Raw genomic sequence first — 19,848 nt, 5'->3', positions numbered from 1 at the left:
ACCCGTGACACGAGTTCAGCTCACCTCCAGCGCGTCGAGCCGATCCGCGAGCGCGCCGAGGTTCGGGAGACGCGTTCGGGCGGTCGGTTCCGCATCGGCGTCGAGAAGCAGCGCCGTTCCGCCGACGGCTTCGACGCCGCCGTCCGTTCGCGGGTCGTCGCCGACGTGGACGAGCTCGGACGGCTCGACGCCGAGTTCGTCCGCCGTCACCTCGAATATTTCGGGTGCCGGCTTGCGCCAGCCACAGCCGACGCTCGTGACGATCGCGTCGAAGTCCTCGCGTGTGAACTCCGATCGAACGAGCGTCCGCCCGACGAGTTCGGGGACGCTACAGTTCGAACAGAGGGCGACGGCGTGGCCCTGACCCCGGCCCCGGGAGCGAGCGGCCTCGATCGCCTCTCGCGCGCCCGGTCTGGTCTCGACAGCGGGATCGAACGCCGAAACGACCGCCCGTCTGGGAACGTTGCCGCTGAACTCGACGCCGCGGCTCGCGAGCGCGCGAGAAACGTGCGCCGGGAGGGGAATCTCTGCGCCCGCAGGTGCATCGACGTGCGCTTCGGTATAGGCGTCGGCCCAATCGTCGGGAACCGAGACGCCGCGGCTCTCGAGTTCGGTTGCGATGGCGGCGGCTGGATCGGTCGGATAGTCGGCGGTGACGAGCGTGTCGAAGAGATCGAACGAGACTCCCACGCTCGTGTGACTAGCCCAAGTTGACTTTATGGTCGCGGTTTCGGCGAGGCCGTCCTGGTGGCAGTCAGCACTGGTGAAAACGAACTGAACGGAACGAGGCGGTAATCGAACGGAAGCAGGGACGGGCGTCAGTCGAGTCGAGCGAACGCGAGGTTACCCGAAATGTTCTTGATGTAGATGTCGACCACGTCGCCTTCCTGTGCGCCGGGGACGAAAATCGTGTACTCGCCTTTTTCTGCGACGCCGTCGCCCTTGCGCCCGGTGCCAGTGATCTCGACGGTGTAGGTCTTGCCCTCTTCGACAGCTTCCTGCTGTTGTTGCTGTTGGGTGCTCGCCGAGCGCTTGGTGACGGGGCGGAACGCCCCGCAGGCGTCACAGCGCAACATCGGCGTCCGATCCTCGCGCACGAGACGAGTGTCCGGCAGGCCACACTCCGAACAGAGAACGTATTCGTCGACGTAGGCCTCGACGGCGGCGTTAAAGTCCTGCTCCGAGAACGTCCCGTTGTACCGACCACGGCCGTCCTCGAGTTTGCCGCTTGTCCCCATCTCGCGCTGGATGAATCGGTGCAGGTGTTCGTCCTCGCGCGAGAGCACATCGGCGATCTCGCCCAGGTTCGTAAACCGCGTAAACGCGCCGTCTTTCTGCGTTTTCGCATCCGGAATCTGTAACCGCTGCTCGTCGCCCCCGATGTCGGGGACATCGTCCATTGCTCGGTCGAGACTCGACTCGTAATCCATACGCGAAACCAGACGACGCTGACGTAAATCGGTTCTGCTATCACGCTCCGGGACCCGAATCGGGCTGGTCAGCCCTTAAAGCGAATCGCTCCCGCTTTCGCCGAGCGACCCCTGTTTTTCCTCGTCTAGGCGCGAGAGATCACGCTCCGGATTCGCTTCGTTCGGGCTCCCCGCCTCGCCTGTAATCTCTCCGTAAATCGCCTCCCGCGCTTCCTCCTGGCTGTCGAACTCTTCGTTGGCCAGTCGGTCGAAGACGCTCCCGAGCGACTCCGTCTCGTTCGGCATATCGATCGGTTCGCTGCCGTACTCCGACGCGATTTCTTCGCCCGTAATCGGGTACTCCATCTCGCCGAGATGGCGGTTGACATCTTCGAGAATCGACTCGGTGGTGTCCGCTCGCTGGGACTTTCGCTGTTCGGCACGATCCTGGGCGCGATCACGATCCGGCTCTGAACGATCCTCGCTCATACGCGCGGTATCACCACACGACGCAAAAGCCGACGGCCGGCGTTTGCGTGCTTGCCGTCACTGGACGGCGGGCGTGGCCCCCCTTCGATCTCGAAGGACGATCGACGTAGGTTGCCATCGACACGGCCATTTATCCTCGCACTGCGTGTTGTCTAACTGCCTGCGGTAGCCCCAACACCACACCTACCACTACCGCACGGCTTCGCCGGTTGCTGGCCCCTCTCCGATACGCTCGGCCAACGCAAGCCGGATCGGCTGGACGCCGATCTCCCAACTTCTCCCACCGCTCCATCGACGCATGATCTCATCGATACCGAAAACGCGATACAGCCCCGTTCTGCTGCGAGTTCTGAAACGGGATCGCTGTGTGTTGTCTACCGCCCGCCGGACGATCGTCACACAGATCACTCCAAATCTCCACTACAAAATTCGACAGCAGGCGGTGGCCCCGACTGGAAACGAACTCCACTCCAGATTTGCCGGTCGCTTCTACGAACAAGAAACGGGAGTAGATGCCCGAAAACCGGCGTAAACACCACTACCGGTTTCGAATTCAGTTCAGCGAGAATCCGAGTCCGCCCTCCCCGATTTGAACGGGGGACAAGTCGATCTACAGTCGACTGCTCTACCAGTCTGAGCTAAGGGCGGGTACACTCACACGTAGTCGCCGAACGGAACATAAGGGTTATTATTTCAGCTGCTGGAATGAGTTTGGTAGCACGTAACAGCATGATTGATATAGGTAGCTCATCAATAGTCCTGTATATCGGGCTATGAGTAAGATCACGTTCCGCGCCGATGACGCCCTCGTCGACGAACTCGAGGCCCTCGATCTTTCGAAGAGCGAGGCAATGCGCCAGGCACTCCGTTCGTATCTCGGTCACGAGGGACCAGTCTCCGATACCCGCGCGGAGCGGAACGCGACAACTGATGCCGCACCGGCGAGTTCAGCACTCGATCAGACGCTCGACGAACTCGTCCGCGAACGCGTCGATGAACTCGTAGCCAAGCAGGTTGCGTCGCTCGTCGGACAGCACCCTGTCGGCCAGACGGGTCCACAGGAGCCGTCATACGCCGGCGACGGACGACGCGATAGACATGTCCGCGACCGTGAGACACAGGACATCAATGTCACCGTCTCGCTTGCAGGGCAGGCGTTCCAGTCGGCTGACGAGCAGTCGGAGACGCGCGAGTCCGAACGGGCGTCATCTGAAGACCATGTCAGACGACCAAATAATCAACCGGCCGATTCGGTACAGGGTTCACGAGCGAACTCGAGTCGAAACGGCGGCGGGCAGCCCGCACCACAACAGGCCGACCAGGAACAGGCGCGATCGGAATCGATGCAAACGACGTGTGGACAGTGTGGCGAGCCCGTTGACGACGAGCACGTTTACTGCCCGAACTGCGGTGAGAAGTCCTCACGGCGATTGTTCTGTGAGTGCGGCGATGAGTTCAGATCCGATTGGTCGTTCTGTCCGGGCTGTGGACGACGGACGCCAGCAGCGGACGTACTGGAGTCGAGGTAGCCGTAGACGCCAGATCAGTGACTGTCGTAAGACAGTGATCGTCCGGCTCGTCGGTAGTTTTATTATGCAAGACAGTATTCCGTTTATTCGCGTAAGACGGCCGTCTTACACCGGATGCAAAACGGCGGAAACTGCCCGATGTCGGGCGTCTCCGGTGTAAGACACGTCGTGTCTGACAGGGGCGCGCCACCGTCTTACCCAACGGGGAATACAACAATGGAGCGTGTGACACTGCGTATCCCGAAACAGCAGATCGACGAAGTAGAGCAGTTGGTCGACTCGGGCGAGTTCCCAAACCGGAGCGAGGCGATCCGGTCGGCGGTCCGGGAAATGATCAACGAACAGTACGACGGCCACGGCGAACAGGCCGGTAAACACAACTGGGCCAAGGTGTAACGATGCAGGATATTGTTCAGGACGCCCTCGACAACGCGGAACAGGAAGCCCGTGAGATGGACGCATCGATGGACGAAGACGAGTTCGGCGAGCCCCGGATCGTCATCGTCGGCTGCGGTGGTGCGGGGAACAACACCATCAATCGGCTGTATAACATCGGTGTCGACGGTGCCGACACGGTCGCGATCAACACGGACAAACAGCACCTGAAGATGATCGAGGCCGACACGAAGATCCTCGTCGGCAAGTCGCTCACGAACGGGCTCGGTGCCGGTGGCGATCCGTCGATGGGCGAACGGGCGACCGAGATGGCCCAGAGTACGATCAAGGAAGTCCTCGGTGACGCAGACCTCGTCTTCGTGACCGCGGGGATGGGCGGTGGCACCGGCACGGGTGCCGCCCCCGTCGTCTCGAAGATCGCCAAAGAGCAGGGTGCGATCGTCGTCGGGATGGTCTCGACGCCATTTAACGTCGAGCGCGCCCGCACGGTCAAAGCCGAGGAAGGTCTCGAGAAACTCCGCGAGCAGGCCGACTCCATTATCGTGCTGGACAACAACCGGCTGCTCGATTACGTCCCGAACCTGCCGATCGGCAAGGCGTTCTCCGTGATGGACCAGATCATCGCCGAGACCGTCAAGGGTATCTCGGAGACGATCACACAGCCGTCCCTGATCAACCTGGACTACGCGGACATGTCCACGATCATGAACCAGGGCGGCGTCGCCGTCATGCTCGTCGGCGAAACCCAGGACAAGAACAAGACCGACGAGGTCGTCAAGGACGCGATGAACCACCCGCTGCTGGACGTCGACTACCGCGGTGCATCCGGTGGACTCGTCCACATCACGGGTGGTCCGGACCTCACACTCAAAGAGGCAGAAGGGATCGCAGACAACATCACGGAGCGCCTCGAGGCCTCCGCGAACGTCATCTGGGGTGCCCGCATTCAGGAGAACTACAAGGGTAAGGTCCGCGTCATGGCGATCATGACCGGCGTCCAGAGCGCCCAGGTCCTCGGTCCGACGACGCAAAAGCAGGCCGACAAGTCCCGCGCCAGCATCGAAGGGCTCAACGATGCCGACTTCGACGCGAGCAACAACGTCGAATCCGGACGCAAACAGGGATTCGGCGCGCAGAGCGACGGCGGCCGAAGCGAACTCGAGAAACAGAACGGCGTCGACGTTATCCGGTAAACTCGTCGCTTTTCAGGCGATCGAGTGCAGTTTCGGTTTTAAATACATCAGTGAGCGTCGGCCATGTATGACACAGCAGCAACTGTCGTACACATTGCATACAGCGACGCGGGTGAAACGTACACGCAGCGACGACACCGGTACGCCGATTCGCTCACACGGACTGCCGTCAGCCCCGGCGCACCTACGACCGTCCTCCGTGTACGCCGAGTGCGCCGGGAAATCGGTACAGTAGACCGTCTCAGACGAGCGCGTCGAGCAACGAACACTTCCGACAGACCTCACGCGTCGTCGTCGACCCACACTCGACACACTCCTGAAGGTCCGCACCATCGTCGCCGCTGAACTCGTCCGCCGCAATCTCCGCGACCTCCTCGTAGCCCGAGATGATCGAATGTCGCGTCCCGGGATGGTTCTCCTCTAGCTCGTATAGTAACTGCTGGATCTCGCCGCGGTAGGCTTCGCTCGCGTGCGGACACTCCGTGATGTGTGCCGGGAGATCCTCGAGATGGGCGTAGAGGGCGACCTCCTTCTCGGGAACGTCGCGAAGCGGTTTGGCTCGCGGAACGAACTCGCTCTGGTCCTCGCGTTTCGAGAGCGGGCCGAGACTCGCATCGAAGTGTTTGGCGATCTGTTCGACGTCGCCTTCGAGGAAATTCATTAACGCCGTCTGGGCCTCGTCGTCCAAGTTGTGCCCCGTCAACAGCAGGTCGGCCTCGAGTTCATCGGCGTACGTCGAGAGGAGGTCCCGGCGGAAGACGCCGCAGTAGGCGCAGGCGGCCATGTTCTCGGGGTCGTCCTCGACGACATCGTCCATCCGGACGCCGAACTCCTCCGCGTAGGAGACGAGTTCGTGGCGAATGCCGAGGTCGTCGGTGAGTTCGACGCAGGCGTCGACGCTCTTGTCGCGGTAGCCCTCGATGCCTTCGTGAATCGTCAGGCCGACGAGTTCGATGCGCGGGTCGTCGTCGAACGTGTCGTGGAGGAGCTGTGTGAGGACGACGCTGTCTTTGCCGCCGGAGAGGCCGATAACCCAGGTTTGGGGGTTTTCGGGGGTTGCGTCCTGGGGGACGAGATCGTCGCGTCGGATGCGACGGCGAACTCGTTTGGCGACGGATTCGCGGAAGTGATCGGCACAGAGGTGAGAGCCGGAGTAGGCGGCGTGCATGACCGCCTCCTGGTCACACCGATTGCAGTCCATCGCGGAGAGGTTGCGGTCGAACGCGTATGTCGGTTTCGTCTCCGTGGTTGTGGCCGGTCTTTCGTCTCCACAATTTCGGCCTTTCGTCGCCTCGGTCGCGCTCGTCGGGAAACCGTCTTCGAGCAGCGAACAGTGCGGAAACCCCCTCAGGCCGGCACGATCGACCGCGCTTCGATAGCTGCAGCCCCGTCTTCGAGGGCGTCGAGCAGGAGGTCAATGTAGCGCTCCCGCGTCGCCGAGGAAAAGAGTTCGTGGCCGCCGTCGTAGAGGACGACGTGTTCCGCGGGGACGCGCTCGCCGATCGGGCGGAGGCTGATAACCGGGTCTCGAAGCGAGCAGAAGACGACCGCGTCGTGGTCGATCGTGAGCAGGTCCTGCTGGGCGTGGCGCGTCTCGCGGACGAACGCGGGCGAGACCCACTGCGGGGTCGTCGCGAGCTGGTGGTCGGTTGCCCGCTCGCCGAGGGCATCGCGGTCCATGTCGCCGACGGGCAGACAGGGGAGCGTCGTCGGGACTTTCGAGACCAGATCGAGAAGGGCGTCGGGATAGTCCGCGCCGTAGCCCCACCACGGACTCAGGTAGACGTGGTCGTCCGCGCCGTCTAACGCCTGGGCGACGAGCGCACCCGAACTGTGGGCCAACAGCTGGTACTCCTCGAACTCGAGGACGTACTCCGCGATCGGCTCGAGCCAGTCCGCTTTGAAGTCCTCGATGTTCGTCGGGAGTTCGAACGCGTGAACTCGATAGCCGGCGTCGGTCAGCTTCCCGATGAGCCAACTGACGTTCTCGTGGGTCCAGCGGTTGCCCCAGCCCATGACGAACACGAGTTCAGTGTCGCCGTCGTCGTTGAAGACGCGGTGTCGCATATCTTGGCATTCGATATGATCGGATAAAAACCTGCTCTCATGACACGATTCGCGCCGGTGTCCAACGGTGTCGACGGGTGGAGGCAGCGACAACGCGCGGACACGAACACGGGGTTTACCAACGGCTTTGAGGGTACTCGACCGAGGGAGCGTATGTTCGACTCGCTTCGCGCACGACTCTACCGGATCGGATTCAATCTCTTTCCGGCCTACCGCCGCACCGGCGGCCGCGTCACGTACGTCGCGCCTGACTGGCAGGAGGTTCGGATCAAACTCCCGCACACCTGGCGGACGCGAAACTACGTCGGGACGACCTTCGGCGGCAGCATATACGCCGCGACCGACCCGTTCTACATGATGATGCTCCTCAAGAATCTCGGCGACGAGTTCACCGTCTGGGACAAGGAGGCCGACATTCGATTCAAGAAGCCGGGACAGGAGACGCTGTACGCGCGGTTTACGATCAGCGACGAGGAACTGGCCGCGGTCCGCGCCGAACTCGCGGATTCGGAGACGGACTCGATCGATCGCCACTACACCGTCGACCTCGTCGACGCGGACGGGACGGTGCACGCGACGGTTCGGAAGACGGTGTACGTGACGACCGATCGGTCGAAGCGGGTTTGAAGCGCCGCTGGGGGTAAGAGCGGGAGCGGGAATGGGAACGACATCGAAACTGAACCCGAAATCGAAACCGACACCGAAACCGACACTGAAAACGAGAAACCGTTTTGCGACTCGAGACCCCACTCACCCACAATGAGTGGATTTGACCGCGCCGACGCGGTCGCCCGGCTCGAAGAACTCGTCGACACCGTCGAACGCGAGCAGTTGCCGGTGCCCGTCCGCGAAGTCTGGGCCTTCGGCGACGTCGCGCTCGGCCTCGATCCGGTCGAGCGCCTCGATGTCTACCTGACGAAGGACATCTTGTTGCGCGACGGCAGCGCGGCCGCCAGCGACGCCGGAGCCGACCCGGACGCCCGATTTCGCGACTCCCACGGCATCGCCGGCGTCGGCAAATCCGTCCGCGCCGACTGGGCCGACGACCATCCCGACCTCCTGCGAGCGAACGCGAACGGCCACGCCGCTCCCGAACGGTGTCTCGCCGCCCACCTGCTCGGCGACGAGGACGAACCGATCCACCTCGAAGTCTGCAACGCCTCCTTCGAGGACAACGTCACCCAGCGCCTCCGCGGCGCGAAACGCCGTGGCGACTACACGCAACTGCTCGACCCCCGCGGCGTCTGCCTCTGGGCCGAGGGCACGAAAAGCGACGAGGCCTTCCGAAAACTCCGCGAGAGCGAACTCGCGTTGCCGACGCTTTCGGCGGCCCTGGGGATGCTCGGACTGGACGAGGAGGAGGCGACCGAGGCCGCCCACGACCTCCACGCCTGGCGCGAGCAACAGGACGGCGTAACGGTTCGCGGCGACGTCGTCTGACAACGGGCAACTGCGTTCCGTTACTCCCGGTTCTGTGCCGCCGGTATCGCCCGCGCCGCCGTCGCCTTGAACGACGCACGCACCGCCACGCCGGGTTCGAGTTCGAGTCGCTGCAGGCTCGTCCGCGTGATGACCGTTTGGAGGGTGAACTCGTCACCGCTGTCGCCATCACCGCTGTCGTCGCCCTCGTCATCTTCGTTGCCCTCGTTGCCCTTGTCGCCCTCGTCGCCGAGGTCGAGCGTGACTCTGGCGATGGCGTCGGCGGCGTCGATCGCCGTGACGGTTCCCGTAAACTGATTTCGAAGGCTCGTCCGCCGTGGGTCGCTGCCGTCTGTGGCATCGCTATCGGCTGTCGACGCGTCGGACGCCAACGGATCGTCGGTCGCTGTCGCGTCGACTGTCGATGGATCGGACAGCACGACCGCGTCCGAGCGGACGCCGACCTCGACCGTCGTCGCGTCGTCGGGAACGAGGGCGACGATCCGACCGATCGGCGTCTCGACCGTCCCGAGTTCACCAGTTCGGTCGACCAGGGCCCCCGGAAACACGGATTCGGTGACGCGGGCGACGCCGTCGAGTTCGGTCTGGTGGCGTTCGAACTGCTGGAGGAGGTCGACCGCCGCGGGCGTGAGTTCGGTTCCGCCGCCGTCCGCACCGCCGCGGCGGCGCTCTGTGACCGCGCCGACCGCGTCCTCGAGTTCGACGATGCGACGCTGGAGGCGGGCGTACGAGCGCCCGAGCGCGTCGGCGGCGGCGTGCATCGAGCCGTGACGGTCGATGGCTTCGAGCATCTCGACGTCCCGGCGGTCGATCGTCACGCCGTCGATGGCGAGTTCGGTTCGGTACCGCTTTTCGACGGTCACGGTGACCCCCGTCGCACGGGAGTAAGTGGCATACGAAGACAATACGGAGCCATCAGTAAATCAACTCCCCGTCGATGAACTTTCGCGTCCGCGGGTCCTCCGGGTCTTCGAACATCGTCTTCGTCTCGCCGACCTCGATGATCCCGTCGCCGAGCAACACCGCAACCCGGTCGGCGACGCGCCGAGCCTGGTTCATGTCGTGCGTCGCGATCGCCACGCCGATCCCGCGCTCGCTCGCCTCGCGGACCGCATCCTCGATGACCGCCGTATTCCGCGGGTCGAGATCCGACGTGGGTTCGTCGAGCAAGAGCACGTCGGGATCGAACGCCAGCGCCCGTGCAAACGCGACGCGCTGGGCCTCTCCACCCGAGAGCGAACTCGCGTGCCGGTCGAGTTCGTCCGAGAGGCCGACCACGTCGAGCGCCTCGATCGCCTCGCCGGTGCCGTCGCGCAGCCCGACGAGGTCGGCGAACTCGCGGCGAAGGCGGTCGATCCAGGACTGGCGGACGTGCAGGCCGTACTCGGCGTTGCGTCGCACGCTCGCGTCGAAGAGGCTGGCGTCCTGGAACACCATGCCGATCCGCCGGCGGAAGGCGAGGCGCTGTTGGGTCGTGATTTCCCAGACGTCGGTCCCGTCGTACTCCAGTGTCCCGTCGCGGGGCTGCTCGAACAGCGCAAGGAGACGCAAGAGCGTCGTCTTGCCGACGCCGGACGGGCCGATGATCGCGACGACCTCGCCGGCGTCGATCGACAGCGAGACACTCTCGAGGACGGTTTCGGAGCCGTAGCCGTGCTGGATGTCGACGGCCCGGAGCGTCGGCGTTGTGGACGGTGGCGCATCCGTCGGCCGAGTTGAACTCGCGTCTTTTGTGGCCGTTGCAGGGTCGTCCATCGTCATCGGTACCCTCCGTTGGTGCCCCCGAGGCGGATCACGAGCGCGTTGACGAGCAAGACGAGGACCACGAGAATCGCGCCGAGGAGAAATGCCGTATCGAACTGGCCGTTCCGGGCCTCGACGCGGATCGCCGTCGTGAGCGTCCGCGTGTAGGACTCGCCGTCCGATCCGACGATGTTGCCGCCCACGATGAGGACGCTGCCGATCTCGCTGATCGCCCGGCCGAATCCGGCGAGGACGGCGGTGACGAGACCGTACCGGGCCTCTTTGATCGTGACGAGCGCGACATCGAGGCGCGTCCCGCCCATCGCGAAGGCCGCATCACGGACCTGCTGGTCGACGCTCGAGACGGCGGCGAGGCTCACGCCCATGATGACCGGCGTCGCGAGGACCAGCTGGGACAGGATCATCGCCTCGGTCGTGAAGATCAGATCGAGCGGGCCGAGCGGCCCCTGATTGGAGACGAGAAACAGGACGGAAAGCCCCACGACGACGCTCGGAAAGCCCATTCCGGTCGTGATGACCGACCGCAGAAAGCCCTTGCCGCGGAACTCGGTAAAGCCGAGCACGAGCGCGACGGGGATGCTCAGGAGGGTACTCAGGGCGACGGCGACGAGACTGACGTAGAGCGAGACCTCGATGATGCTCCTGATGTAGATCCACTCGAAGGGGAACTCGGACTGGAGCGGGGCGATCGTCCCCAAGTGGAAGTGAGACAGTCGAACGAGGCAGTCGCTACAGCCGGCCATCGATGCGGCGCTCGTCCGGGTAATACTCACGGTCGGATCACCGAATTCGTCCTCGGTTGTCGTCTCATTGTTCGGTCACGCGTTATCACCACGTCGATTACGTCTCGTCGTCGCTTTGCCACCCCTCGGGGACGTATTGCTGGAAGTTCGGGTCCTCGCTTAACGCATCGGGGTAGAACAACTGCTCGCCGTTTGCCGTATACTCCTCGATGATCGACTGCGCCTCGGGGCTCGTCACGTAGCCGATGTACGCCATCGCCAGCGTGTACTCGACGTTGTCGTGGATCTCGGGATTGACCGCGACGATCCCGTACGGGTTCGAGAGCAGTTCCGGCCCGCCCTCGATCGGCCCCTGCACGTGAATCTCGAGATCGAGATCACTGCGCATCGAGAGGAAGGTCCCTCTGTCCGACAGCGTATAGGTCCCATCCAGGTTCGCCTGGTTCAACGCATCACCCATGCCGGATCCGATACTGCGATACCACTCGCCCGAGGGCTCCCCGAGCGACGTTTCGCCCCAGAGTTCCTGTTCTTTCGTGTACGTCCCCGAATTATCGCCGCGGGACACGAACGTCGAATCGGTGTCGGCGATCGCTTCGAACGCCTCGACGACCGACTCGCTGCCGTTGATTTCGGCCGGATCGTCGGACGGCCCGACGACGACGAAATCGTTGAACATCAGATCGCGCCGGTTCACGCCGTAACCGTCCTCCATGAACTCGTCCTCGAGCGAGCGGGCATGGACCATCACCACGTCGGAATCGCCGCGGCGCGCCGTCTCGATGGCGTTTCCGGTCCCCTGTGGAACCGCCTCGACCGTAACCCCGTAGTGCTCCTCGAACGGCGGGTTGAGTTCGGTGAGCAGTCCAGAATCTTCGGTGCTGGTTGTCGTGGTAAGTGTGAGCGACGTGCCGCTCACGTCCGGCATACCGTCGCCTTCGTCCGATCCACCGTTCCCGAGACAGCCCGCACTGCCGACGGCGAGGCCACCCCCGACTGTCGCGATGAACGCTCGGCGTTGTATCGACATCGATATATCGTTATCATCCGGTGTGCAAATAGCTATGGGGAGATCGTAACCAGAAACCGTTACAATTCTCCGGACCGGCGACCGAACGTCTCTCTGTATGACGTTCTGAAACCGACCGTCTGCCGACAGTAATCGCCGGCCGGTTCACTGCAGCGTGAACGCGGGAAGGTTCGTGACTGGGACTGTGGCTGTGATTATATTCCCGATTCGAATCGCCACACACGGACGGCGGTAGGAGATATCGCGCCGTCTGATTCCCGTGGTGGGATTCCCGCGTCTTTAGGCGCGGGAGCAGGTCAACCAGCGTTGGTTCGCGGTTCGGTCGCACCATCGCCTCGCTTCGACGGCCGTTCGTCCGTCGGTACGCCGGCGGTCCGCGATCTAGAACTCGGTACAGACCGGGATGCCCAGGGTGTCGTACTCGCCGAGGCGGTCCATCACGTCGGGCACGTCCTCGAGCGAACAGGTTTCCGTGACGATCGTTCCCGGATCGATCGTCCCGGCCGTCATCATCCGGAAGATTTCGTCGTACTCGTTCGGCGGCATACCGTACGAGCCGTAGAACTCGCGTTCGTCGGTGACCATCGTATCGATCGGCACAGCGATTTCGCCGGCCTCGTCAGACGTCGTCATCCCGATCTGGAGGTGCTGGCCGCCCTTCCCGAGCGAGTTCACCGAGTTCTGAACCGTCTCCGCGACGCCGAGCGCGTCGACCGAGACGGCGACGCCGCGACTTCGCTCGGTGTAGGCTTTCACGGCCTGCGGAACGTCGTCGACGGCCGTCGCATCGACGGTCTCGACGGCACCGACTTCCTCGGCCATGGCGAGTTTGTCGGCGGCGATGTCGACGGCGATCACGTTCGCGCCGAGCGCGCTCGCGACGTGGATCGCGGAGAGTCCGACGCCGCCGCAGCCGTGGACCGCAACCCAGTCGCCGGCGGTGACGTCCACGCGGTGAACGACGCCGTGGAAGGCGGTGGCGAACCGGCAGCCGAGTCCCGCGACCTCCGCGGGGTCGACCGCGTCGGGTACCTGAACGAGGTTCTGGTCGGCGTTTCGAACCGGGTACTCCTCGGCGAAGGCACCCTGCTGGAACGGGACGAATCCCATCGGCACGGACCGCTCGCAGATGTTCGCCCGTCCCGCTCGACAGTGGGGACACGTCCCGTCGCTCAGGTTGAACGGATTCGTCACGCGGTCGCCCTCGCTGACGCGGTCGACGTTCTCGCCGACCTCGACGACGCGACCGACGGGTTCGTGGCCGAATATCAATCCCGGCGTCGGAACCAGTCCGATCCAGTCCCAGTCGCCCTGCCAGGCGTGCCAGTCGCTGCGACAGATGCCGCAGGCTTCGGTCTCGACGACGACGCCGTCCGCCTCGCACTCCGGCCGATCGACGTTCTCAACCGCGAGCGGTTCGTCCACGCCCTGGAACACGACTGCTTTCATAGCCGGTCACACGAGGCCCGCACCCATAAAATTAATTATTTATAATTATGTAATGGCCGGGGCTATCGACGCATCGTAACCGCATCATCCGAGGCAGGTCGCCGACCGCTACGCTCGGTCAACCCATCTTCGGAACGCCGCCCAGATTCACTTTCACCGTCTTCACCTGCGAGTACTCCGCGAGCGCCTCTTCGGCGAGTTCACGTCCCGTCCCGCTTTCCTTGTAGCCGCCGTGGGGTGCCGGATCGAAGAGGTCGTTGTAGGTGTTGATCCAGACCGTCCCCGCCTCGAGTTCGGCGGCGAACTCGTGGGCGGTTCGGAGGTCTTCGGTCCAGACGCCCGCGGCGAGGCCGTAGGACGTGTCGTTCGCCCGGCGAAGGACGTCCTCGCGGTCGCGCCACTCGAAAACGGAGAGTACGGGGCCGAACACCTCCTCGCAGCCGATGCGGTCGTCGTCGCCGACGTCGGTCAGCACCGTCGGCCGGACGAAGGGCGCTCCCTCGAGTTCACCCTCGATCCCGTCGGTCCCGCCGGCGGCCAGCGTTGCGCCCTCGGCGACGGCCGTCTCGACGAAATCGCGAACGCGCTCCCGGTGGGCGTGGTCGATCATCGGTCCGACGTCCGTCGCGGGGGCGAGCGGATCGCCGACGGTGAGGCCGTCGACGGCATCGCGAAGGCGTTCGATGAACTCGGCGGCGATGTCTTCGTGGAGGTACAGCCGCGAGCCGGCGGTACACTGCTGACCGGAGTTGAAGAAGATGCTCACGAGCGTCCCCTCGATCGCCTGTTCGAGATCGGCGTCGGGGAAGACGATGTTGGGACTCTTGCCGCCGAGTTCGAGCGAGGTCGGCGTGATCGTCTGTGCGGCGTTCTCGAGGGTTGCGACGCCCGCCGCGCGCGAGCCGGTCAGACTCAGTTTGTCGATGCCCCCGTGGGAGGTCATCGCTTCCCCGACCGCCTCGCCGGTGCCGGTGACGACGTTGACCGTCCCCGGCGGCAGCACCCGGTCGCAGATTCGCGCGACCGCGAGCGAGGAAAGCGTGGCTCGCTCGGAGGGCTTGAAGACGACCGCGTTGCCGGCCGCAAGCGCCGGACCGAGCTTCCACGCGACGAACATCGCTGGGAAGTTCCACGCGGAGATTGCGCCGACGACGCCGTATGGCTCCCGGTGCGTGAAGACGCGTTTTTCGTCGCCGGTCGGCACGACGCGCCCGTCGTCGGTCGAGCGCGCGAGCGCCGCGAAGTGACGGAACTGTTCGACCAGCACCTCGCAGTCGACGAACAGCGCGTGGAGGTTCGGCTTCCCGGTCTCGAGACTGTCGAGTTTCGCGATGTCCGTCGTCCGGTCTGCAAGCCGGTCCGCGATCTCCCCGAGGCGGTCGGCCCGTTGTCGGGGCGTGAGCTGTCCCCAGCTTCCTTCGACGGCTGCCCGTGCGGCCTCGACGGCCCGGTCTACGTCCTCGGGGGTGCCGCTCTGTACGGTCGCGAGTTCAGCGCCCGTGGTCGCGTCGATGGCGACGCCGTCCTCGCCCGCCGCGGCGTCGATCCACTCGCCGTCGATCAGGTGCCCGTACCGCTCGCGCGAGACGACCGTCTCGGCCGCGGCCCGGTGGCGCTCGCGGACGGCGTCGCTCACCTCGTAGCGCGCCCGGTCGTAAAACTGCTCCTGCATCGGCGATCACCGGCCCTCCGGCGCGCGGCGGCCGCGGATCGGTGCCGGTTCGAGCGCGGTGATCGCCCAGCGTTCGGTTCGTGGTGGCTGTGTGGGAATCACATGCATCTATAGACGAGCCATCGTCGCTCCTGCTCGTCAGCGTGATCCCTCGGAAACGCGGGTACCTTTAAACGGCGGTCGACCGTGTCACTGCACCACATCGATCCGATCTCTCGAAAAGCAAAAGACGGGTTAGAGCGCGTCGAGACCGAGTAGTTCGTTCTGGACGCGCTCACCAACCCGGATCTCGCAGTCCGCTCGCGGGGACGAACAACACAGCAGCACGTAGCCGTCGGCCTCCTGGTCCGGCGTGAGCGCCGTCCCGTTACCGTCGAGGTCCCCCGCGAGCAGTTCGCCGGCACACGAGGTGCACATGCCGTTCCGACAGGAGTGGGGCAGTTCGAGGCCGGCCCGCTCGGCCGCGTCGAGGACGAACTCGTCGGGGGCGACCTGGATCGTCTCCGTCCCGTCCTCGAAGCGAAACGTGATCTCGTACATCTCCGGTTAGATCCGCTGGCGGAGCTTGTACAGTTCCAGCGCCTCCAGGCGCGGATCGCCGGTCCCCACCTCGTCGTGTTCGAGACTGGTGCCGCTGATACTCTCGTTGAACGAGGTGCTGACGCCCTCGTCCTCGAACGTCGAATCCATGATGTAGGCGACGTTTTCGCGGACCTCGTCGGCGCTCTGACCGAGTTCGGCGGCGGCGTCCTCGATCGCCTCAGCAACCTCCTCCTCCGTAGCGGTGAACTCGGCTCCGCGCGCGAGTTCAGTTAGTTCGGTGAGTTCGGTGTCCGCGTCGGTCGCGGTGGCGGTGTCGGCTGGCGTTTCAGTCGCGTTCGTCGGGTTCGTGTCGTCCGTCATGTTATCGTCCTCCGTCAGCCGCGGCTTCGACGCCGCGCTTTCGCTGGTACAGGTCGCGATACGTCCGAACCGCGTCGTCGATGTCTTTCTCGAGACACTCCTGGTGGCGGTCGGCGACGCGGCCGACGACGGTCCGGTGGTCCATGTCGAGATCGAGCGCTTCGTTGAACTGGCCGTCGATGAGGTGGCCGACCCGCAACAGGAGGTCGTTAAAGTTGATTTCGAGGGGATCGTCGACGGCGTCCGTGAACATGTAGCCGAAGTCCGCGACCGCCGGGACGTTCTCGTACAGCACGTCGACGATCGCCTGGCTGACACCCTGGAACTCGGGTTCTCCGGCGCGTTCCTTCGCGATCAGTTCGGAGAGCGCTTCGACGCCGTGGGTCATGTGTCGGCCCTCGTCGGTGCTGATGAACTTGAACCCGTGGTTCAAAAGCGGCAGCGGCGCGTTCTGTGAGAGTTTGTTGATCGAGTAGAAGCCGCCGCGGGCGAGCAGCCCCTCGACGATCATGTGGTAGACCGTCAGCGCCTTCGCGATGTCCACCGGATCCCTCGAGTGGGCGGCCCTGGCCGTGAGTTGGCCCTGCCGATCGAAGATTTCGCCGAGGCCGGTCGCCTGGACGATCGGAATCCGAGCGCCGCCGCGCTTCGGGTTGAGGTCGGCGAACACGTCCTGCTCGCCCATCACCTCGTGCATGTACACGTCGAGGAACTGCGTGTGCTTGTGCTCGGTCAGGGTGAACATCGTCATGTACATCTCCATCTCCTCGTTGTCGTCGAAACACGGCGCGCCCGCGATGCGCTGGAGGTGGTGACTCGCGTCTTCGCCGACGGCGAACTCGCCGTCGAGAAAGCCCGACAACAGGTATCGGATCTGCTTTTGCTCGCCGGGTTCGAGCGACGACCAGATCTCTCGGTCCTCCTCGAAGCCGACCTCGTCGAACAGTTTTTCGACGTTCCACGTCCCGAGTTCGACCCCTTTCTGGAAGAGGTCGTACCACTTACTCGAGGTATCGATCCGTTCGGCCTGGAATCCTGATTGTGTGGTATCTTGTGGCACAGGAACGCTTCGCCGCAGTTGTCAATGAGCGTACCCGCTCGAATACGCGGGAGTTGAAGTCGCCCGTCTGCGGCTCTTCCGCCTCGCTCGACTGGGCGAGGGCTGTCACTCGTGCGGTGAGGGCTGTGCGGACGAAGAGCCCGGACGGGACACACGACAGCGTGATACGCCACGGCCCACCGCTTAGAGCACCTCAGAACAGGTATCGCGCGTCGGTCTCGCCGGCGACATCGCCCATCGCCGCCGCCGCATCCCCGTAGTGAAGCACTCGCGTCACGTCCCCGTCGAGTTCCATCTCGTTCGACATCACCGACTCGATCACGTCGGCACCCGCGACGAGTTCGGTCCAGGTCTCGTAGGGCGCTTCGAGTTCGAATCCCGGGTCCCGGGCCGACGGGTCGGCGACGAGTTCCGCTCGCTCGCAGTCGCCGTCTTCGAGCGAGAGATGGGCGTACACCGTCGATCCGTCGACGACGTACGCCTCCAGTTGTGCGAGCAGCGACTCGAGGTCGCCCCGGATATGCGTCTCGAGCGCCGGCCAGACGACGGTCGGCACGTCGGCGAGCGCGACGGTCGAGAGCGCCCGTCGGAATCGAACTCGTTCGTTTTCCTCTTCATCCGCACCCTCGCTCTCGCCCGTTCCGTCGACGGCGGCGAATCGCTCGTCGAACGCCGGCGTCGCCGTCTCCCGTAACCGATCGAACTCGTCGGCGGAGAGCGCGTCGATCCGGTCGAATAGCTCGGCTGTCAACGCGTCGGGAAGGTCGCCGAGCGTCGTCTCTTCGAGGGGAAGGTGCGTCAGGACGAAGCAAAAGTCGCCGTCGAACTCGACGCCCCAGCCCTCGCTCGCCGCCGCGTACGCGTCGTCTTCGGCGAGGTTCCTGCGGTAGCTCTCGAGCCATTCTTCGGACGGAAACCAGTCAACCATGCGTGTACGCACTGCAGACGATCGCTTCAGCGTTCGTCCGGGGATCCGAGGGGGTATATATGGTCTCCCAGGTGCGAGACTCGCAATGAAAGCAGCGAACGACAGCTCCGGAAACCGTCCGTGATAAACCCCCTCGCATCCCCGGAGAAATCACAACAAGAGTTCACAATGAGCACAGTTCTAGATCGGGTCCACCGTGGCCCGGAAACCCAGATGAGCACGCAACAACGCCGACCGATCGAACAGTACTTCCCGACGGAGCCGTGGCTCGAGCAGTACCGCGCGGCGATCGACGAAAACGACGCCTACGCCGACCACTCGGCCGGCTGGGGCGTCGACTTCGACGGCTCGTTCGTCTTCCAGATCGAGGCCGTTCCGCTCGACTCCACGACGGTCGCCGACCTCCCGTCCGAACTCGTCGAGGCGGTCGAGAACGACCTCTCCGCGCTCTCCGACGACCGATTCGAAGCGATTCTCGAGAAAGCGCCGGCAGCTGATCGCGAGCGTATCGAGTCCCGCAACGGTTCGATCGAGGAGCGCGTTACCGCCGAGGTTCGGGAAACGACGATGGCGGGGCTTCCCGACCGTACCTGGCCGGCGCTCCGGACGGAACTGCCGACCATCCTCGACGAACTGATAACCCAACTCGAGGAGAACGTGGCCGACGACGGCACGATCTACGCGTATCTCGAACTCTACGACGGCGAGTGCGAATCGGTGGACACGATGCTCGACCTCGACGACCGAGAGCACGGCTTTCGGCTCATCGGCGACTACGACACCTGGACTGACCTCGTCCGCGGCGAGGGCGACGTCATCAACATGCTGATGTCCGGCGAGTTCGAGATCGACGGCGACATGCAGAAGATCCTGCAGTACTCCGACGCGGCGGTCGATCTCGCGGAGATTGCCGCCGACGTCGACACGCGATTCATCTTCTGAGCCGGAGACGCGCCTCGTGCGTTTAGGACTCGAGAATCAGCCCGTACACCAGCCCGATCGTCCCCCCGTAAATCGCCCACGCGAGGACGCCGACGACGCCGGCGACCGTGGCGTTCGAAAACGGCGTCGAGACGCCCATCGCGACCGGGAGCCAGCCCGGGACGAGAAACAGGACACCGACCGCACCCACGACGATCCCGTATCCGTTCCCGAGCGCGAACGTCGTCGTCGCGAGTGCGGATCGCTTGAGAAGCGGCGTGAGGAGCCGCCGCAGGGGCTCGTTACGGCTCGAGAGCGCCATCACCGTCCCGACGAACGAATCGATCGACCGCGAGACGACCAGGCTAAACGGAAGCGCGAACAGCACGCCCAGCGCGAACATCGCGATCCAACCGCCGTCTAACGTCGGCGAGCCGAAGCCCCCGCCGACCCGTCTGATCGCGTCAGTATCGTACAGCTGGAGCACCAGCGCCGCCTGAAATCCACCCGCGAGACCGCCCGCGACGGCGGCCTCGATCTCCCGTACGCTGAACTCGAGGGACGCGAGCCACTCGTCGATCGAGTTCAGGACGATGCGATACGGCGGCTCCACAGCGTCGGTCGAGGCGGTCGGGGCGGTCGTATCGGCGTTAGAACTCGATCCGGCGTCGTGACCGGCACTGGTGTCTCCATCTGCCATACCCTGCTATCGTGTTCGACGGTACCGCGCCTCAGTATTGTTCCGCGTATCCGGGGTCGTTTATACGGTGCAGTCCGGTTCCGGATCGGCCCAAAACGTGTCGATCGGCGATTCTCACACAGAGTCGCCCGCACTGGTTCGATAGCTTGCCGGAC

22 protein-coding genes and 1 tRNA gene are annotated in these 19,848 nt (G+C 64.2%); 6 read left to right on the top strand and 17 right to left on the bottom strand.

What is annotated here, in order from left to right; all coding sequences use genetic code 11:
* Positions 1 to 15: 15 nt before the first annotated feature.
* The 4 genes from C480_RS13155 to C480_RS13140 all read right to left on the bottom strand — a co-directional run bounded on the left by C480_RS13155 (position 16) and on the right by C480_RS13140 (position 2,546).
* Positions 16 to 690 carry an HAD family hydrolase gene (locus C480_RS13155; protein ID WP_006666101.1) on the bottom strand — a complete coding sequence of 225 codons (675 nt, stop codon included), beginning with the start codon at positions 688 to 690 and terminating at the stop codon, positions 16 to 18.
* A 128-nt stretch (positions 691 to 818) separates the two neighbouring features.
* Positions 819 to 1,430, bottom strand: coding sequence for a translation initiation factor IF-2 subunit beta (locus tag C480_RS13150; RefSeq protein WP_006666100.1), 612 nt, complete (start codon positions 1,428 to 1,430; stop codon positions 819 to 821).
* A 75-nt stretch (positions 1,431 to 1,505) separates the two neighbouring features.
* Positions 1,506 to 1,898 (bottom strand): DUF5789 family protein, encoded by a 393-nt coding sequence (locus tag C480_RS13145; protein ID WP_006666099.1) that lies wholly within the window; start codon positions 1,896 to 1,898, stop codon positions 1,506 to 1,508.
* Between the two features lie 574 nt (positions 1,899 to 2,472).
* Positions 2,473 to 2,546, bottom strand: a tRNA-Tyr gene (locus tag C480_RS13140).
* A 125-nt stretch (positions 2,547 to 2,671) separates the two neighbouring features.
* On the opposite strand from C480_RS13140, the gene C480_RS13135 reads away from it, so the two are divergent.
* The 3 genes from C480_RS13135 (at position 2,672) to ftsZ (ending at position 5,016) form a co-directional block, all read left to right on the top strand.
* On the top strand, positions 2,672 to 3,427 hold the full coding sequence (locus tag C480_RS13135) for a double zinc ribbon domain-containing protein (protein ID WP_006666098.1): 756 nt from the start codon (positions 2,672 to 2,674) through the stop codon (positions 3,425 to 3,427).
* 216 nt (positions 3,428 to 3,643) lie between these two features.
* Entirely contained in the window at positions 3,644 to 3,823 is a 180-nt protein-coding gene (locus C480_RS13130) for a ribbon-helix-helix domain-containing protein (protein ID WP_006108317.1), read from the top strand.
* Between the two features lie 2 nt (positions 3,824 to 3,825).
* Positions 3,826 to 5,016: a cell division protein FtsZ gene (gene ftsZ / locus C480_RS13125; protein WP_006666097.1), complete on the top strand. Its 1,191-nt coding sequence runs from the start codon at positions 3,826 to 3,828 to the stop codon at positions 5,014 to 5,016.
* A 241-nt stretch (positions 5,017 to 5,257) separates the two neighbouring features.
* Here ftsZ and ncsA read toward each other — a convergent pair whose 3' ends face one another.
* Positions 5,258 to 6,217, bottom strand: coding sequence for a tRNA 2-thiolation protein NcsA (gene ncsA / locus C480_RS13120; protein ID WP_006666096.1), 960 nt, complete (start codon positions 6,215 to 6,217; stop codon positions 5,258 to 5,260).
* A gap of 146 nt (positions 6,218 to 6,363) precedes the next feature.
* Positions 6,364 to 7,083 (bottom strand): alpha/beta fold hydrolase, encoded by a 720-nt coding sequence (locus C480_RS13115; RefSeq protein ID WP_006666095.1) that lies wholly within the window; start codon positions 7,081 to 7,083, stop codon positions 6,364 to 6,366.
* A gap of 153 nt (positions 7,084 to 7,236) precedes the next feature.
* Here C480_RS13115 and C480_RS13110 point away from each other — a divergent pair, with 153 nt between their 5' ends.
* Positions 7,237 to 7,710 carry a DUF4442 domain-containing protein gene (locus C480_RS13110; protein ID WP_006666094.1) on the top strand — a complete coding sequence of 158 codons (474 nt, stop codon included), beginning with the start codon at positions 7,237 to 7,239 and terminating at the stop codon, positions 7,708 to 7,710.
* Positions 7,711 to 7,842: 132 nt separating this feature from the next.
* Entirely contained in the window at positions 7,843 to 8,523 is a 681-nt protein-coding gene (locus C480_RS13105; RefSeq protein ID WP_006666093.1) for a DUF7095 family protein, read from the top strand.
* 20 nt (positions 8,524 to 8,543) lie between these two features.
* Here the strand turns inward: C480_RS13105 and C480_RS13100 are convergent, their stop codons facing one another.
* The 10 genes from C480_RS13100 to C480_RS13055 all read right to left on the bottom strand — a co-directional run bounded on the left by C480_RS13100 (position 8,544) and on the right by C480_RS13055 (position 18,072).
* Positions 8,544 to 9,386: a TOBE domain-containing protein gene (locus C480_RS13100; RefSeq protein WP_006666092.1), complete on the bottom strand. Its 843-nt coding sequence runs from the start codon at positions 9,384 to 9,386 to the stop codon at positions 8,544 to 8,546.
* A gap of 52 nt (positions 9,387 to 9,438) precedes the next feature.
* Positions 9,439 to 10,284, bottom strand: a complete 846-nt coding sequence (locus C480_RS13095) for an amino acid ABC transporter ATP-binding protein (RefSeq protein WP_394296351.1) — start codon at positions 10,282 to 10,284, stop codon at positions 9,439 to 9,441.
* Positions 10,281 to 11,030, bottom strand: coding sequence for an ABC transporter permease (locus tag C480_RS13090; RefSeq protein ID WP_006666090.1), 750 nt, complete (start codon positions 11,028 to 11,030; stop codon positions 10,281 to 10,283). The genes C480_RS13095 and C480_RS13090 overlap by 4 nt, the downstream gene beginning before the upstream one ends.
* A gap of 97 nt (positions 11,031 to 11,127) precedes the next feature.
* A complete protein-coding gene (locus C480_RS13085) occupies positions 11,128 to 12,060 on the bottom strand; it encodes a substrate-binding domain-containing protein (RefSeq protein WP_006666089.1) in 933 nt (310 codons plus the stop codon).
* A 381-nt stretch (positions 12,061 to 12,441) separates the two neighbouring features.
* The gene (locus C480_RS13080) at positions 12,442 to 13,509 is read right to left on the bottom strand and encodes a zinc-dependent alcohol dehydrogenase family protein (RefSeq protein ID WP_006666088.1); all 1,068 of its coding nucleotides are present in this window, start codon (positions 13,507 to 13,509) and stop codon (positions 12,442 to 12,444) included.
* Between the two features lie 118 nt (positions 13,510 to 13,627).
* Complete coding sequence (locus tag C480_RS13075; RefSeq protein WP_006666087.1) at positions 13,628 to 15,181, bottom strand: aldehyde dehydrogenase family protein; 1,554 nt, start codon at positions 15,179 to 15,181, stop codon at positions 13,628 to 13,630.
* Between the two features lie 234 nt (positions 15,182 to 15,415).
* A complete protein-coding gene (locus C480_RS13070; RefSeq protein WP_006666086.1) occupies positions 15,416 to 15,721 on the bottom strand; it encodes a 2Fe-2S iron-sulfur cluster-binding protein in 306 nt (101 codons plus the stop codon).
* Between the two features lie 6 nt (positions 15,722 to 15,727).
* Positions 15,728 to 16,084 (bottom strand): hypothetical protein, encoded by a 357-nt coding sequence (locus C480_RS13065; RefSeq protein WP_006666085.1) that lies wholly within the window; start codon positions 16,082 to 16,084, stop codon positions 15,728 to 15,730.
* A gap of 1 nt (position 16,085) precedes the next feature.
* Positions 16,086 to 17,144 carry a ribonucleotide-diphosphate reductase subunit beta gene (locus C480_RS13060; protein WP_006666084.1) on the bottom strand — a complete coding sequence of 353 codons (1,059 nt, stop codon included), beginning with the start codon at positions 17,142 to 17,144 and terminating at the stop codon, positions 16,086 to 16,088.
* Between the two features lie 193 nt (positions 17,145 to 17,337).
* On the bottom strand, positions 17,338 to 18,072 hold the full coding sequence (locus tag C480_RS13055; RefSeq protein WP_006666083.1) for a hypothetical protein: 735 nt from the start codon (positions 18,070 to 18,072) through the stop codon (positions 17,338 to 17,340).
* Positions 18,073 to 18,285: 213 nt separating this feature from the next.
* On the opposite strand from C480_RS13055, the gene C480_RS13050 reads away from it, so the two are divergent.
* Positions 18,286 to 19,014, top strand: a complete 729-nt coding sequence (locus C480_RS13050; protein WP_006666082.1) for an SCP2 sterol-binding domain-containing protein — start codon at positions 18,286 to 18,288, stop codon at positions 19,012 to 19,014.
* 22 nt (positions 19,015 to 19,036) lie between these two features.
* Here the strand turns inward: C480_RS13050 and C480_RS13045 are convergent, their stop codons facing one another.
* Positions 19,037 to 19,693 carry a hypothetical protein gene (locus C480_RS13045; RefSeq protein WP_006666081.1) on the bottom strand — a complete coding sequence of 219 codons (657 nt, stop codon included), beginning with the start codon at positions 19,691 to 19,693 and terminating at the stop codon, positions 19,037 to 19,039.
* Between the last annotated feature and the right edge of the window lie 155 nt (positions 19,694 to 19,848).

The organism is Natrialba aegyptia DSM 13077, from assembly GCF_000337535.1.
Classification (GTDB): domain Archaea; phylum Halobacteriota; class Halobacteria; order Halobacteriales; family Natrialbaceae; genus Natrialba; species Natrialba aegyptia.
This window is presented reverse-complemented; position numbering and strand designations above follow the sequence as displayed.

What these genes read in the sequence shown, in the direction of transcription:
- C480_RS13150 (WP_006666100.1), bottom strand. Translation starts at nt 1,430, where the DNA reads ATGGATTACGAGTCGAGTCTCGACCGAGCAATGGACGATGTCCCCGAC.
- C480_RS13145 (WP_006666099.1), bottom strand. Translation starts at nt 1,898, where the DNA reads ATGAGCGAGGATCGTTCAGAGCCGGATCGTGATCGCGCCCAGGATCGT.
- C480_RS13135 (WP_006666098.1), top strand. Translation starts at nt 2,672, where the DNA reads ATGAGTAAGATCACGTTCCGCGCCGATGACGCCCTCGTCGACGAACTC.
- C480_RS13130 (WP_006108317.1), top strand. Translation starts at nt 3,644, where the DNA reads ATGGAGCGTGTGACACTGCGTATCCCGAAACAGCAGATCGACGAAGTA.
- ftsZ (WP_006666097.1), top strand. Translation starts at nt 3,826, where the DNA reads ATGCAGGATATTGTTCAGGACGCCCTCGACAACGCGGAACAGGAAGCC.
- ncsA (WP_006666096.1), bottom strand. Translation starts at nt 6,217, where the DNA reads ATGGACTGCAATCGGTGTGACCAGGAGGCGGTCATGCACGCCGCCTAC.
- C480_RS13115 (WP_006666095.1), bottom strand. Translation starts at nt 7,083, where the DNA reads ATGCGACACCGCGTCTTCAACGACGACGGCGACACTGAACTCGTGTTC.
- C480_RS13110 (WP_006666094.1), top strand. Translation starts at nt 7,237, where the DNA reads ATGTTCGACTCGCTTCGCGCACGACTCTACCGGATCGGATTCAATCTC.
- C480_RS13105 (WP_006666093.1), top strand. Translation starts at nt 7,843, where the DNA reads ATGAGTGGATTTGACCGCGCCGACGCGGTCGCCCGGCTCGAAGAACTC.
- C480_RS13095 (WP_394296351.1), bottom strand. Translation starts at nt 10,284, where the DNA reads ATGACGATGGACGACCCTGCAACGGCCACAAAAGACGCGAGTTCAACT.
- C480_RS13090 (WP_006666090.1), bottom strand. Translation starts at nt 11,030, where the DNA reads ATGGCCGGCTGTAGCGACTGCCTCGTTCGACTGTCTCACTTCCACTTG.
- C480_RS13085 (WP_006666089.1), bottom strand. Translation starts at nt 12,060, where the DNA reads ATGTCGATACAACGCCGAGCGTTCATCGCGACAGTCGGGGGTGGCCTC.
- C480_RS13080 (WP_006666088.1), bottom strand. Translation starts at nt 13,509, where the DNA reads ATGAAAGCAGTCGTGTTCCAGGGCGTGGACGAACCGCTCGCGGTTGAG.
- C480_RS13075 (WP_006666087.1), bottom strand. Translation starts at nt 15,181, where the DNA reads ATGCAGGAGCAGTTTTACGACCGGGCGCGCTACGAGGTGAGCGACGCC.
- C480_RS13070 (WP_006666086.1), bottom strand. Translation starts at nt 15,721, where the DNA reads ATGTACGAGATCACGTTTCGCTTCGAGGACGGGACGGAGACGATCCAG.
- C480_RS13065 (WP_006666085.1), bottom strand. Translation starts at nt 16,084, where the DNA reads ATGACGGACGACACGAACCCGACGAACGCGACTGAAACGCCAGCCGAC.
- C480_RS13055 (WP_006666083.1), bottom strand. Translation starts at nt 18,072, where the DNA reads ATGGTTGACTGGTTTCCGTCCGAAGAATGGCTCGAGAGCTACCGCAGG.
- C480_RS13050 (WP_006666082.1), top strand. Translation starts at nt 18,286, where the DNA reads ATGAGCACGCAACAACGCCGACCGATCGAACAGTACTTCCCGACGGAG.
- C480_RS13045 (WP_006666081.1), bottom strand. Translation starts at nt 19,693, where the DNA reads ATGGCAGATGGAGACACCAGTGCCGGTCACGACGCCGGATCGAGTTCT.